The organism is Actinacidiphila oryziradicis (genome assembly GCF_005047355.1).
Lineage (GTDB): Bacteria > Actinomycetota > Actinomycetes > Streptomycetales > Streptomycetaceae > Actinacidiphila > Actinacidiphila oryziradicis.
This window is the reverse complement of record NZ_SUMC01000027.1, coordinates 91,247-105,012: the sequence shown is the minus strand read 5'-3', so window position 1 is coordinate 105,012 and position 13,766 is coordinate 91,247. Positions and strand designations below refer to the sequence as shown.

The window sequence follows — 13,766 nt, the reverse complement described above, 5'->3', positions numbered from 1 at the left end:
ACCCTGCTCCCAACGCCTGCCAGGATCACCGGCCCGACAGACGGAGTCCGGCGCCGCCGGGCGAAGCCCGGGAGGCCCCCCAAGGCCGAACGACGCGAGGGCGGCAGAGAAAGGTTCTGGTCAGCGGGCGGGCTCGCCGGAACTGAGGCGGCCTCGCACTGCGGTCTGCACTTCGGCTTCCTCGGCGGGGTCGGCGGCGAGGCGGCGCAGTTGGGCGAGTACGCGGACATCGGCGGTGGCGGCATGGCGGGCGGCCAGCTCGCGGGTGGTCTCCTCGCAGTCCCAGAGGCACTCGACGGCGAATCCGGCGGCGAAGGAGGGGTCGGTGGCGGCGAGGGCCTGTGCGGCGATGCCTCTGAGCTGTGATGACGAGGTCTCGCGGTAGACGTGCCGGAGCACCGGGGAAGCGCAGCCGATCGACAGCCGGCCGGTGCCTTCGACGAGGACGGCGAGGCCCGCGGCGTCCGCGCCTTCGCGTTGTACGAGCCGGCGCAGCGCGCCGAGCACCCGCTGGGTGTCCTGGTGGTCGCCGCGGCAGGCGAGCACACGGGCGGCGGCGGCGCCGAGGGCGTCCTCGCGCGGGGACCAGGCGCGGGCACGGTCGAGCGCAACGGTCCCGCGCATCCTTTCGAAGGATTCGAGGGCGGCGCGGGCGACGGTTTCCGAGGGGTCGGCGGCGGCGGATTCGATGAGGTCGAGGGCCTCGGGGTCCTGCCGGTCGGCGAGATGGCGCAGTGCGGCGGCGCGAGCGGCGTCCGGCCCGCCGCGGGCGGCATCGATGAGCTCGGGCCGGTCCTCGAGGCCGGCGACAGCGGCGAGGCAGCGGGCGGCGGGGGCGTCACGGTACTGGGCGGGGTAGGCGTCCAGGCCCTGCTGCGCCCAGTCGAGTACGGCGCGCACGCTCCAGCCCGGGGTGGGGCCGGTGGGCCTCATCTGCCGCTGCCAGCGGTCGAAGGAGGTCTGTTCGGAGGCCTTGCGGACTCGCGCGGCGACGGCCGGGTCGACAGAACCGTCGGTGTTCTCGGCCCACAGCCGCCAGGGCCGGGGTTCGTACGCATCGCGAATGGCCGCCGCGAGCTGGGCATCGCCCTCCTCCGTCTGCGGGAAGCGGGCCAGAACCGCCGTGCCGAGGACGCACAGTCCCGCGTCGTCGTCACGGACGGCGAGCTCGTCCAGGGCCCATTCCCAGCAGCCTCCCACGGCGGCGTAACGGCGCAGCAGGTGCAGCGCGTCACGGCGCCCGTATCCGGCGAGGTGGCCGAGGACGGAGAGGGCCAGGCCGCAGCGGTACTCGTCGACGGAGGCGACGGCATCGGGGAGGAGGCCGTCCGGGTGGAAGAGGTGCTGTTCGATTCCGTCGAGCGGGCCCTCGAGCTCGGAGTAGAGCCGTGCGTAATAGAGGGAGCGGGACTCCACACGCCAGTCGTGACGTGGGTCACTCAGGACGCACCGCTCCAACGCGACGAGGGCTTCCGCTCGCTGCGCCGCCAGGGCATGCAGGGTCCCGTCACCGCGTCCTCGCTGGAGGAGGCCGAGAAGGGTCCCACTGGGCGCTATGTCGGGATCGAACATGAGGTCAGCATCCGGTGCGGGGGGTTTCGCTGGCAACGGGATTTCCGCCGCCGGTGTGCCCGGCATCCTTACCGCTGTCGTCAAGCCTTATGCCTGGCAGCGCTGGGGAATGCATTGGGGACCGGGCGGCCCGCAGCTTACCCGGAGTCGGCCATTCCGCGGAGTCTGCGGCGACCGGCGACCACAAGGCCCTTGGCATACGCCAGGAGCACCACCGGTATGGGTATCACCGAAAGCCTTACAGGACATCGCACCCTGTGACAGAGTCGTCACTGGCCCTTCCGTCCGCACCAGCCGCCCAGCGTCTGTATCGGAGACCACGTTCGGAGAACGTCATGCCGTCCCATATGCATGCGGAGCCGTCACCCGCACCACCGCCGGAGCCCGGCGCGGTCGAGGCACTCATCTCCCAGGCGCGCCAGTTACGGGGCCGGGTGGACGCCGTCCGCCGTGACTCCGCGCCGCCCATGGAAGAGGACGCGGACCCACAGCTGCGCTGGCAGCGCGCATTGTGCGACCTCGCCGTCCACCAGCTGGACGACCTGGGCGAACATCTCGGCCAATTGCGGGACGGCCTCCCCGAACCCGCCCCCGCCGAGCCGGGCGACCACCCGACGCGGTTGCCGCGGCAGCAACTGGGTGCCATGGCCGCGCACGCCCTCGGAAGGGCCGGCAGCGCCGAGTGGGACCTGCTCACCGACGCGGTCGAGTGGTCGGACGACCTGTACCACATCTTCGGCCGCTCACCCGAGGACGGCCCGCTGACCCTCGACGAGTTGCCGTCCTGGCTCTTCGCCGAGGACCAGCAGACCCTTACCTCGATGGTGACCGGATCTCTGGTGGACGGCCGGCCCATCGACGGCGAATTCCGCATCGTGCGTCCCGACGGCTCCGTGCGTACGGTGCACATGGTGGGCGAGCCGGTACTCGACACCGGCGGGGCCACCGCCTCCCTGTGGGCGGTGCTCCGGGACGTCAGCGAACTGCGCCGCAGCCAGCGAACGCTGCGCGAAACCCGTGACTCGCTGCAGCGTCAGCGGCAGATCGCCCAGACCGAGCACAGGCTGGCGGTCGAGCTGCAGGAAGCCGTGCTCCCGCCATGGCGCGGCTCCCTGCGGTTCCCGCAGGGGGGCGGTCCCATCAGCGTGGACCTCGCCGCCCACTATCTGCCCTCAGGGACCAGCGCCCTGATCGGCGGCGGCTGGTACGACGCTTTGCCACTGCCCGACGGATCGACCCTACTGACGGTCGGCGACCTGACGGGCCACGGAGTGGCGGCCACCTCCGGCATGGCGATGCTGCTCGGAGCCCTTCGCGGGATGGCCCTGGCGGGGCTGGAGCCCGCGCCCCTGATGGGCTGGCTCGACCAGCTGCTCGACACCTCCGCGCAGCCCACCCTGGGCAGCGCCCTGTGCTGCCGCTACCGTCCGGAGGACCGCGCCCTGGTGTGGGCCCAGGCAGGGCACCCCGCCCCGCTGCTGTTCCGCAACGGGACGGGGCGCGTCCTGGATCCCCCCGAGGGCGTACTGCTCGGCGCCACCTGCGGCGCCCGCTACGCCCAGACCACCGAGCAGCTCGCCCCTGGCGACCTGCTCGTCCTGCACACCGAGGGGCTGGTGCCACGCCACGCCACCGACGTCGCTGCGGGCACCCAGCGGCTGCTCGCCATGGGTCCGCGGTTCGCGGACGCCCGTACCGCGCAGGACTGCGTGCGCACGGTGGTGGAAGAACTCGGAACTCCCGAACGCGAGGACGACGCCTGCGTGCTGATCGCCCGGTTCCCCTGAGCGCGATTCGCCCGATTCCTGGTTATTGGTTTGGGTTTCCTGTAGGTGATCCCGGCAGTCGGCCCGTTCGGCGGCGGGTCGTCTGCTGACCGGTGCCCCGCCGTCTACACCGCTTTGTTCCGGGCAGGCTTGGGCATCGCCAGCTGGATCTCGTCGCGCAGTTCCTGGATCTTGGGGAAGCTCGAATACCGGCCGGTGAGCCGGTACATCTCACGCAGCCGGTCCCAGGTCCGGTGGGACGAGGTCTTGTTGATGGCGGCAAGGGCCAGCCTGGCGTAGGTGTCGGCCTGCTCGGGGTCATCGGCGATGAAGCAGGCGGACGCCATCGAGATATGGTCAAAGATCATCGACCGCTCCCGCCCCGCCTGCCGCAGCGCCATCGCCCGATTGCCGTGGTACTGCGACAGGCTCGCGGCGGCGGGGTCATGCTCGGCCAGGGTGCGGAACACCAGCGCCTGCATGCCGTGCAAATCCGCCTCGTCGAACAGTTGCATCCAACTCGGCGGCGGAACATCGCTCCGGTCGGAGACAAACAGATCCTCCGCCTGCCCCAAGGTGCGCCGGGCGGCCTGTCCCTGGCCCTTGGCCGCCAGCGCCCACGCCTCGATCGTGTTCAGCATGGCCATGGTGCGCGGCAGCGTTTCCTCGCCGGACCCCGACTTCGCCAGCTGCATCAGGTCCAGCGCGTCGTCGGGCCGCCCGAGATGCACCATCTGGCGGGCGGCCCGGGAGAGCGCCTCTCCGGCCCGGGGCCGGTCGCCGCCCTCCCGGGCCGCGTGCGCGGCGATCACGAAGTACTTCTGCGCGGTGGGTTCCAGACCCACGTCATGTGACATCCATCCGGCCAGTACGGCGAGATTCGCCGCCACCCCCCACAGCCTGCGTTGCAGCGGCAGGGGATGATGGTAGGAGAGCATCCCGCCCACCTCGTTGAGCTGGCCGACGACCGCCTTGCGCTGGAGCCCGCCGCCACGCGACGCGTCCCAGGCGCGGAACACTTCGACCGAGCGCTCAAGGGCCTCGATCTCCTGGGCCCCGACCGGGGCCGCCTCGTACCGGTCGAAAGAAGCTGGGTCGGCGGAGAGTGAACTGAGGGGGTCATCGAACGACGGAGCGTCGGCCGCCAGTGTCGGATCGGTGTGGAGCCACTCGTGCATGGCGCCGCTGAGAGCGGAGCCAGCGGCGAGCGCGGCGCCCGCGCCCACCAGACCGCGTCGGTTGAGCATGAGGTCCATTCCCGTGAATTCGGTGAGGACCGCGGCCGTCCGTTCCGGTGCCCAGGGCAGACCGTCGACGGCCTGTTTCTTTCCCTTACTCCGATGCCGGCCGAACCCGAGATCCTCGATGGTTACGACACGGCCGAGACGCTCGGTGAACAAAGCCGCCAACACACTCGGCACGGGCTCGCGCGGCGATTCCCCGGTTTCGATCCAACGGCGTACCCGCGAGGTGTCGGTCGCCAACTGGGGGTGGCCCATGGCCGCCGCCTGCCGGTTGACCAGCCGTGCGAGTTCGCCCTTGGACCAGCCGGTGAGGCCGAACAGGTCCGCGAGTCGGGTGTTGGATTCCTTGCCCACGTCAAGCCCCCAGGTTCCTCGGCTGAGTTGACAGTAATCCGCAGATCCAGGGCGTGGGAACATTCGCCAGGGTTCGCCAGGGTGCGCCACATGGTCTGCCACCCAGACCGGGGTGTCAGGTAGAAAGGCGCCACCCGGCCCGGCAGCAGCCGGCTCCCGGAAGTGTATGTTCGGAAGAACTTGATGAGCGGATGAACGCCTGACAGTTTCCTTACGTACCTATCGGGGAGGGCGCCCGGCGCGTGGACGACCGGACCACCGGCCCGGAGCCCGCATTCCCCAGGGTGCGGGAGGACCGGACGCCGACACCGGTTCCGGTACCGTCCACGCGTCGGCACCGCTCCAGAGCTGTCCAATGAACTTGCAGGCACAGGAAGGGACTGTCCCCCCCTCATGTACACAGCATCGTCCTCCGTGTCCGCCCCGCCCCGGCCCTCGTACACCTCCGGGGCCGACACCGTGATACGACCCCGCCCCCTCGTCGCCGCCCGGCGGGGCATGGCGGCGGGTGCCGCTCACCCGCTCAGCGGGAGACTCGACTTGACCGGCCCCCAGGGCGCTCAACTGCGCACGGCGATCGCCTCGGTACAGCGGATCTGCCCCGAGTTCACGCCCGTCCAGCTGCTGCGGCGAAGCGGACGCTCGGTGCTGCTGGTCGGCACTTCCGGACGCAGCCCGGCGGTCGCCAAGTGCCTGCTGGACCACTCCCCCGCGTGGGTCGAACGGTTCCAGCACGAAATAGCGGCCTATCGGTCTTTTGTGCGACATCGCCCCCCCGCCAGGGTGCCACGGCTGATCGCCGCAGATCCGGAGAGCTGCACCCTCGTCCTGGAGCGGATGCCCGGCCGGCCCGCCGCCCTCCAGCGGCATCCGGTCGAAGCCCCGCCGCGGACCGATGTGCGGGCCACGCTCGGCGCGTTCTGCCGGGTGAATCTGTGGCGTCCGCCGACCCGGGTGTTCGAAGCCCCGCTGGACTATCCGACCCGGATCTCCCGCTACCACGAGCTGGGGTTGCTCACCGACCGCGACATGGGCGATCTGCAGAAGCTGCTGCACGGCCTCGGCCATGTGCCGTGGCAGTTCAACCACGGTGACGCCCTGCTGTCGAATGTGCTGCTGTCCCCGGCCGGTCCCGTGCTGGTGGACTGGGAGCACGCCGGTTGGTATCTCCCTGGCTATGACCTCGCGGTCCTCTGGTCGATATTGGGCGACGACCCGGTCACCCGGCGGCAGATCAGCCAGATGGCGCAGGCGGCCGGTCCGGCTTCCCGGGACGCCTTCCTGGTGAACCTGATGCTTGTCCTGACCAGGGAGATCCGTACCTACGAGACCGCAGTGCAGCGCGCCATGCGCAGCACCGTCCCAGCCGCTCCCGGGGCGGCCGAGGCCGGCGAGGAGCAGCGGCTGCTGCTGCGCCGGCTGCACGACGACTGCGGCCTGGCCCGAAGGGCCGTCAGGGCCGCCGTCGGTACGAGGTGAGCTCCCCCCTCGGGCGACTCGGTCCGGACGTTCCGGGGCAGGTTTTCCTGTCCCGGAACGCCGGCCGCACCCAAGTCCGGCCCGAAGGGCTGATCCGCGCCGCCGGGCTTGATTCGTGGGCCCGTCCGGTTTCGCACAGTTGACGGACAGTCCGGCAACAGATACCTCTGAGGTTCTGTCAGGCCCCTGCCGGCCCGGCCAACCACAGGAGGCTGCGGTGCGAAGATCGGTCACACTCAGAACGGCCACGGCGACGGTCGCTCTCGCCGCGCTTCTGCCAGTGGTCTCCCCGTCATCGTCCGCCGGTGCGACGGCGCCGGGGACCTTATCGCTCCAGCAGGCCTTCGCCGAGGCCGCACAGCGGTATCGGGTGCCTGAGGAGGTGCTGCTCGGGGTCTCCTATCTGGAGTCGCGCTGGGATGCGCACGCGGGTCTGCCGAGCGTCACCGCCGGCTACGGTCCGATGCATCTGACCGACGCGCGCACCGCACTCGCCGACTTCCCGCAGCAGGGCGACGGGGGCAATGACGCTCGCGGCGACGACCAGCGGCCGCTGACGAGCACTGCCGGCACCGTGAGCACCGCAAGCGCGGTGAAGGACGTAACGAAGCTGCCGGCGACGCTCACCACGCTGGAGCGCGCCGCCGGCCTCACCGGGCTGTCCGGCGAGCAGCTGCGCAAGAACCCGGCTGCCAATGTCGAAGGGGGCGCGGCGCTGCTCCTCGCCACGCAGAAGGCGCTGGGCGAGCCGCTGAGCTCCGACCCGGCGGACTGGTACGGGGCAGTGGCCCGCTACTCGGGGGCCGACGACGCCAAGACCGCCGCCGTCTTCGCCGACAATGTCTTCCAGGTGGTCCGGGACGGTGAGGCCCGCACCACGGACAGCGGCCAGCCGGTCGCGCTGAGCGCCCATCCGGGCCTGGTCCCGGGCACCGCCCAGGTCCGTGCCCAGGTCCGTGCGCTGGGTCTGAAGGACATCGACAACAGCGGCACCGAGTGCCCGCGCCAACTGGCCTGCGAGTGGCTCCCGGCACCCTACGAGGAGTTCGGCGCCGGTGACTACGGAAACCATGATCTCGCCGACCGCCCCAACGATGAGAAGATCGACTACATCGTCATCCACGACACCGAGGGTTCCTGGGACACCACCCTCAAGCTGGTGCAGGACCCGACCTATCTCGCCTGGCACTACACGATCCGGTCGGCCGACGGCCATGTGGACCAGCATGTGCAGACCAAGGACGTCGGCTGGCACGCGGGCAACTGGTACGTCAACGCCAAGTCGATCGGCATCGAGCACGAGGGTTTCCTCGCTGAGCCCGGCACCTGGTACACGGAGTCGATGTACCGCAGCTCGGCCCGGCTGGTGGCGTACCTCGCGCAGAAGTACCGCATTCCCCTGGACCGGCAGCACATCCTCGGCCACGACACCGTGCCCGGCCCCACCACCTCGTACATCCCGGGAATGCACACCGACCCCGGCCCGTACTGGGACTGGGCGCACTACTTCCAGCTGATGGGCGCCCCGCTGCGAGCCACCGCCGGCCCACAGGGCGGGCTGGTCACCATCCGGCCGGACTACGAGAAGAACCAGCCGGTGTACACCGGCTGCGTCAAGGCCGGTGACACCTGCCCGGCGCGCGGCTCGGAGGCAGTGCGGCTCTACACCGAGCCGAGCGAGGACGCCCCGTTGGTGAAGGACATCGGACTGCACCCGAACAGCGACTCCACCACCGGCGTCAATGACACCGGGGCCCGCGCCTCCACCGGCCAGCAGTTCGCGGTCGCGGAGCGGCAGGGCGGCTGGACAGCGATCTGGTACCTCGGGCAGAAGGCCTGGTTCCACGACCCGGTACAGCAGCCGACCGCCGTCAACGCACGAGGGTGGGTCATCACCCCGAAGGAGGGCCTGGCCGACATCCCGGTGTACGGCCGCGCCTACCCGGAAGCGGCGGCCTACCCCGCCGGCGTTCCGGTGCAGGTGGTCTCCCCACTGCCGTACAAGCTGCTCGCGGGACAGCGGTATGTGCTCGGCCAGCGGACACTGGGCGAGTACTACCGGTCGGTGACCTTCGACCCCGCGCAACATGTGGTGGTACGGGGGCAGCAGGAGTACTACGAGATCCAGTTCGGCCACCGGGTGGCGTACGTGAAGGCCGATGACGTGAGCGTGCTGCCCTCGACGCGGGGGTGACGGGCCCGCCGGCTGCTCAGCCCTGCTGGAACATCTCCGCCGGCAATGGCTTGAGCAGCTGGTACAGGTCGTCGGTGATCGGCCGGTCCCAGGTGGCGATGGTCACCTGGACACCGTCGCTGCGGTCGAACTGGGAGCAGGCGATCCTGGCCTCGGAGAGTTTGACACGGCGCACGATCAACAGGTTGTCGCCCTGCATCACGGGGGTGTCCTCGATGTCGACGACCTCCACCGGCTCATCGTTGCCGAGGGCCACCAACAGCTGAGCCACCTCGAAAGGCGGCTGGCCCTCCTCCAGCTCGCGGGCCGGCGAGTTCTCGGGGAGGTTGCCGATCAGCATCGCGGGGCCACGGCCCCCGAAGAGGTCGTAGCGCAGGAAAATGCCCTGGCAGCTGCCGTCCGGGCCCGGCAGCAGGCCCGCGCCGAGATTGCCCGGCCAGTCCCCCGGGTCCATGGCGAGGACATCGAAGTCCGGCCCGGTGGGCACTGCGGCATTGCGGCGGCGGAGGAACGACATGCCGACATCGTACGTGCCCGGGGCCGCCGCGCGGCCCCGGGTCGTGGTGCTCACTTCCCGCCGTATGTGGCGTATGTGCCGTGCGACAACACCTTGGCCAGTCCGGCGTGATCAGTGCCGACCTTTCGGTAGACGGTGGACAGCATTGCTGTCACGGAACGTTCCGTCATGCCCCGGCCTTCGGCGATCCGGGCGGTGGAATGGCCGAGGACGGCCTGTTCGGCCACTTCCTGCTCCTGGGCGCTGAGCGCGTCGGTGCCGTCGGAGAGCAGTTGCAGGGGGCGCAGCCCGGCGGCGGCGAGCTCCTCACGGGCGCTGGCTGCGAGCGGGTCGGCACCGCAGTTCACCGCGCTCTCCAGACCGCGGTGGAGCTGGTCGGCCGCGTCCTGGGCGAGGCCGGCGCGACGCAGGGCGGCGCCGTGGCCGACCAGCGCCCGGGCCAGTTCGTAGGAAGAGGGAGAGCGCTCAAGGTGCCGGACGGCATCGGCCAGCAGTTTCATCTGTTCGGGGCCGCTGGTCACCAGCGCGGAGGCATGGAGCGCTTGGCCGATCGCGGTCTCGGTACCGAACTGGCGGGCGCGCTCAAGAGCGTCCCGGGTGATGGTGGTGGCGCGTGCGGGGTCGGCGTAGGCCACGGCATCAGCGAGGTGGAGCTGCCAGGGGCACCAGGCGGGATTGCGCATACCGCGTCCTTCCAGACGGCTCCCTACCGCCGTCAGGTGCCGTTCGGCCTGTGTGTTCAATCCCTGTGCCAGGAGGATTTCACTGAACACGGTCTGCGAGTCGGGGTAGACGACGGCGTTCGGGATCACATCGCCGAAGCTGGATTCGTCGGCGAGTTTCCGGGCTTCCTCGGTGCGGCCGCGGGCAAGCAGGATCTCGATGAGGACGCCGACCGCGGACCAGCGGGCGGGGGTCGACTGCCCCGCCCGGTCGGCGATCCGCAGACCTTCGCGCACCACGTTCTCGGCCGCGGCGAGCCGGCCGCGCCGGTAGCGGATGTAGCCGAGGAGGGAGAAGCCGAACAAGAGGTGCGCGCCGCGCCAGCCCTTGCGCTCCAGTTCGGCGATTCCCTTGATGAACAGGGCTTCCGCCCGGCCGGGCTGGTCGCAGTACATGAAGGTCAGGGCGACCATGACCGGCAGTTCGAACCCGTAGTCGTCGTCCGTCCAGCTGAGACCGGTGCCGAGCGCTTCCTCGGCGAAGCGCAGTGCGGTGGCGGCGGGTTCGCCCTTCACCACCGCGTCCCAGGCCCGCAGGCCGAGGATGTAACGCTCGGGCAGCGCGCGGCCGGTCAGATGACCAGCCAGCCTGGCGAGCCTGCGGGACCGCGCGGGTGAGTCCTGTTCATCGGCTCGGAAGGCGTCATACATGAACTGCTCCGCCTGCATACGCAGCCGACTGCGGTGGCTGGCGGCCCGTTGCGCCTCTTGGGCGACGACCTGTGCGGCCTCCGCCATGCGGTCGGAGTGCGCCAGCGCCTGGGCGAGCCGGTAGGTGACGGACTCGCGAAGCGCCGGGGTGATCGTCGGCTCCTCCAGGGCGGCCCGTAGATGGTTGACCGTGGTGGTTGGCTCGCTGAGCAGCGCTGAGCGGCCGAGTTCGTAAAGGACCGCGGCGCGCTCGGCGAAGGGCGGGGGTTCGCGCAGAGCACGGTCGAGGCAGCGCCGGGCGGCCTCAGGGGCGCCGGATCGCAGGTACTCGCGAGCGGCTTCGCGTAGTTGGTGGACGACCCAGGGGTCTCCCTCGGGCTGCGTCTCCAGCAGATGGCGGGAGGCCGCGGTGGCTCCGAGCCCCGCGTCGACGACCGCGCGCGCTGCCTCGCCGTGCATGCTGACGCGGAAGGCGCCGGGAATGGCACGGTAGATGGCGGTGGCGACCAGTGGGTGGGCGAAGCCAAGGGTGGCGTCCGGACCGGAGCGGCGGAGGATGCGCTCCTGGCGCAAGCGCTCGATCACATCGACGGCCTCCTCCGCCCCGATGGCGGCCAGGCGCGCGGCGAGGGACGCCGAGATCTCGGTGCCGAGAACAGCCGCGGCCCAGGTGAAGCGGACCTTGGAGGTGCCCAGGCGCGCGATCCGCTCGACCAGGCCGTCTCCCTTCACCGCGGCGGCGAGCTGCGGGAGTTCCGGGATGCTCTCCTGCTGTGCCTTGAGCCCGCGGTCCAGGATCTTGGCGGTGAGCTCCACGATCTCGAAGGGGTTTCCTCCGGTGACGGCCCAGCATTCCCGGCAGAAGCCGTCGTCGGAGCCCTCGCCCAGCGAGTCGCGGACCACCCGGCCGACCGCGCCGGGCGTGAGGCATCAGGTCGAAGGGGCGCGAGCCGTGTCGCGCGGCGATCTTGCGGAAGTGGGAGGCTTGGAGCGGAAGTTCGTCGGGGCGGTAGCCGATGACGACCAGCATCGAAAGCTCTTCGGCCCTCGGGACGAAGGCGGCCAGCCAACCGAGGGATTCACTGTCGGCCCAATGAGCGTCGTCCAGGACCAGGACCAGGGGACCGTGCTTCACCGCGAGCCGGGTCATGATCCAGTCCAGGCCGTCGCGCACCCCCGTGGGATCGGGCTCGATGCCGTCCCGCGCCGCCACCAGGCCGAGGGCGGGCGCGACGATGTCGTACCAACTGCCCAGTACCCCGGGGTGTTCCTTCTCCGGGATGGCCGCGAGCAGGGGCTGGACAAGCTGCCGTAGTACGTGGAACGGCAGCCGCTGCTCCTGTTCGCCGCCGCGCGCCGACAGCACCGTACAGCCGCGGACGGCGGCACGCCTGCGCGCCTCGGCGAGAAGCGCGGTCTTCCCGAGCCCCGCCGGCGCCGAGTACACGAGCAGGCCACCGCGCCGGACCCGGCTCGGATCGTCCTGCTCGACGCAGAGGTCGGTCAGCGCTCTGTCCAGCGCACCGAGTTCGGCCTCCCGCTCAAGCAGTGACTGGTGATCTCGCACAATCCGCTGCCCCACGTCCACCATCTCGGATCCTGTTCCCCTCCGGCTGCGCCGACGTCCAGGCTACGCTGCCAGGTCGCACTCCGTGACCCTTTCGACACAATTGGGTGACGAGGGACGGGGTACGGCGTCCGGACCCGGCTTCCAGAGCCGACCGAACTACGTAATGCCAAATTTCCACATTTACCTTCTTGACCTGTCGTAATACGTCATTTTCACTCGTAGTTACCGGAACGCCACACACCGACGGCGATCCAGTGAGTAGGAGACGGATGATGACGCATGTGGCCCTCGCCTCGATCTCCATCCCATTCCCGGGGCGGATCAGCCCGGACGCCGGACAGGCTCGCTGTCACACCATCGAGTGGCTCCGCGAGTTCGGCTTACTCGACGGAGACACCGCGATCGCGGAGTACGACGCCCTGCAACTGGAACGCCTGACGGCGTTCTTCTACCCGGACGCGGTGGGCACGGACCTCGACCTGGGGACGGATGCCAACGGCTGGGTCTTCGTGTTCGACGACCAGTTCGACGGCCCGTCAGGTCAACGGCCGGAGACGGTCGCCCGCCTGGTGGACACCATCACGCGGATCATGGACGAGACGAAGCCACCGCTGGGCACCGCCCCTGCAGCGCTGGCGGACAGCTTCCGGGACCTGTGGCTCCGCGCGACCGACGGCCGCCCCGCCCTCTGGCGGCACCGGTTCCGGGAACACTGGGCGGACTATCTCCGCGCGTACCACTGGGAGGCGGTGAACCGTACTGCCGGGGACCCTCCGGGCCTCTTCGCGTTCCTGCGGGCCAGGCGGGACTCCATAGGCGTCCAGACCTGCCTCGACCTCGTCGAACGGTGCGGGGGGTACACACTTCCCGACGAGGTCCACGCCGCCTTCCCGCTGGCCGCGATGCGGCAGCTCACGGAGGAAGTAGTGATCTTCGTCAATGACATAGTCTCGCTCGACAAGGAGCTGGCCGCCGGGGACGTCAACAACAGCGTTCTCGTACTGCGGCACGAGCAGGACTGCACACTGCCGCAAGCCGCCCACCGGGTGGCGGCCATGGCCAACACCCGCGTCGAGCGGTTCCAGCAACTCGCCGCCCGCCTCGCCACGGCATCGTTCCCGCCGGTCATGCGAGCCAATCTGGATCACTACGTCGACGGCATGCGCAACATCATGCGCGGAAACCTGGACTGGTCCCTGGAGACCAGCCGCTACGGCGACGCGGGCATCGCCGCCGTGAGCGGCGGCCGGCAGCGGCCGTGGGCGAACCTCATCATCCTTCCCGCGCAAGGGAGCTGAGCAGGGTCACAGCCTCCTCGGCCCGTTCATGGGGCACGAAGAGGTGGTCGTGGTGGAAGCCCGCCACCACGTTGCAGCTGAGCTCCGAGCGTGCCAGTACGGCGGCGACAGCCGCGGTCAGGCCCACCGTCTCCAGCGCGGAGTGCACTCGCAAAGTGATCCAGGCGGCGGCATAGTCGTAGGCCAGACCGGCGGCGTCGGCCTCCTCCTGACGCAGGACGAGGGTCAGACCCTCGTCCTCGGCTACGGTCACCACAGGGCTGACGCCCGGGGGGACACCACCGGCCACCGTCGTGAAGACATAACAGCCGGGGTTCAGGCGTGGCCTCATGCCGCCGAGCAGCTTCGCCAGATCACGTTCTCCGGTCATGACCAGCACTTTATGTCTGGGCGCCTTCC

At 70.2% G+C, this 13,766-nt stretch carries 8 protein-coding genes and 1 pseudogene; 4 read left to right on the top strand and 5 right to left on the bottom strand.

Translation table 11 applies throughout. The features are described from left to right. Positions 1-120 precede the first annotated feature (120 nt). Positions 121-1,572, bottom strand: coding sequence for a HEAT repeat domain-containing protein (locus FCI23_RS26215; protein ID WP_136726391.1), 1,452 nt, complete (start codon positions 1,570-1,572; stop codon positions 121-123). A gap of 335 nt (positions 1,573-1,907) precedes the next feature. On the opposite strand from FCI23_RS26215, the gene FCI23_RS26210 reads away from it, so the two are divergent. Next, positions 1,908-3,359 (top strand): PP2C family protein-serine/threonine phosphatase, encoded by a 1,452-nt coding sequence (locus tag FCI23_RS26210; protein WP_136726390.1) that lies wholly within the window; start codon positions 1,908-1,910, stop codon positions 3,357-3,359. 104 nt (positions 3,360-3,463) lie between these two features. Here the strand turns inward: FCI23_RS26210 and FCI23_RS26205 are convergent, their stop codons facing one another. Next, positions 3,464-4,936: a DNA-binding protein NsdB gene (locus FCI23_RS26205; protein ID WP_136726389.1), complete on the bottom strand. Its 1,473-nt coding sequence runs from the start codon at positions 4,934-4,936 to the stop codon at positions 3,464-3,466. A gap of 393 nt (positions 4,937-5,329) precedes the next feature. Here FCI23_RS26205 and FCI23_RS26200 point away from each other — a divergent pair, with 393 nt between their 5' ends. Together FCI23_RS26200 and FCI23_RS26195 are read left to right on the top strand one after the other, a co-directional pair. Beyond that, positions 5,330-6,415 carry an aminoglycoside phosphotransferase family protein gene (locus FCI23_RS26200; protein WP_136726388.1) on the top strand — a complete coding sequence of 362 codons (1,086 nt, stop codon included), beginning with the start codon at positions 5,330-5,332 and terminating at the stop codon, positions 6,413-6,415. Between the two features lie 217 nt (positions 6,416-6,632). Then, positions 6,633-8,609 carry an N-acetylmuramoyl-L-alanine amidase gene (locus FCI23_RS26195; protein WP_136726387.1) on the top strand — a complete coding sequence of 659 codons (1,977 nt, stop codon included), beginning with the start codon at positions 6,633-6,635 and terminating at the stop codon, positions 8,607-8,609. 16 nt (positions 8,610-8,625) lie between these two features. On the opposite strand, the gene FCI23_RS26190 is transcribed toward FCI23_RS26195, so the two are convergent. Next, complete coding sequence (locus tag FCI23_RS26190) at positions 8,626-9,126, bottom strand: hypothetical protein (protein WP_136726415.1); 501 nt, start codon at positions 9,124-9,126, stop codon at positions 8,626-8,628. A 50-nt stretch (positions 9,127-9,176) separates the two neighbouring features. Next, positions 9,177-12,090 (bottom strand): annotated as a pseudogene (locus FCI23_RS26185) (ATP-binding protein). Between the two features lie 248 nt (positions 12,091-12,338). Here FCI23_RS26185 and FCI23_RS26180 point away from each other — a divergent pair. Then, on the top strand, positions 12,339-13,367 hold the full coding sequence (locus tag FCI23_RS26180) for an isoafricanol synthase (RefSeq protein WP_169316945.1): 1,029 nt from the start codon (positions 12,339-12,341) through the stop codon (positions 13,365-13,367). Here the strand turns inward: FCI23_RS26180 and FCI23_RS26175 are convergent. After that, positions 13,342-13,737 carry an ACT domain-containing protein gene (locus tag FCI23_RS26175; RefSeq protein WP_136726385.1) on the bottom strand — a complete coding sequence of 132 codons (396 nt, stop codon included), beginning with the start codon at positions 13,735-13,737 and terminating at the stop codon, positions 13,342-13,344. The two genes, FCI23_RS26180 and FCI23_RS26175, sit on opposite strands and share 26 nt — an antisense overlap. Positions 13,738-13,766 lie beyond the last annotated feature (29 nt).

Coding starts and splice junctions, on each gene's coding strand:
- FCI23_RS26215 (WP_136726391.1), bottom strand. CDS start 1,572: ATGTTCGATCCCGACATAGCGCCCAGTGGGACCCTTCTCGGCCTCCTC.
- FCI23_RS26210 (WP_136726390.1), top strand. CDS start 1,908: ATGCCGTCCCATATGCATGCGGAGCCGTCACCCGCACCACCGCCGGAG.
- FCI23_RS26200 (WP_136726388.1), top strand. CDS start 5,330: ATGTACACAGCATCGTCCTCCGTGTCCGCCCCGCCCCGGCCCTCGTAC.
- FCI23_RS26190 (WP_136726415.1), bottom strand. CDS start 9,126: ATGTCGTTCCTCCGCCGCCGCAATGCCGCAGTGCCCACCGGGCCGGAC.
- FCI23_RS26180 (WP_169316945.1), top strand. CDS start 12,339: ATGATGACGCATGTGGCCCTCGCCTCGATCTCCATCCCATTCCCGGGG.
- FCI23_RS26175 (WP_136726385.1), bottom strand. CDS start 13,737: ATGACCGGAGAACGTGATCTGGCGAAGCTGCTCGGCGGCATGAGGCCA.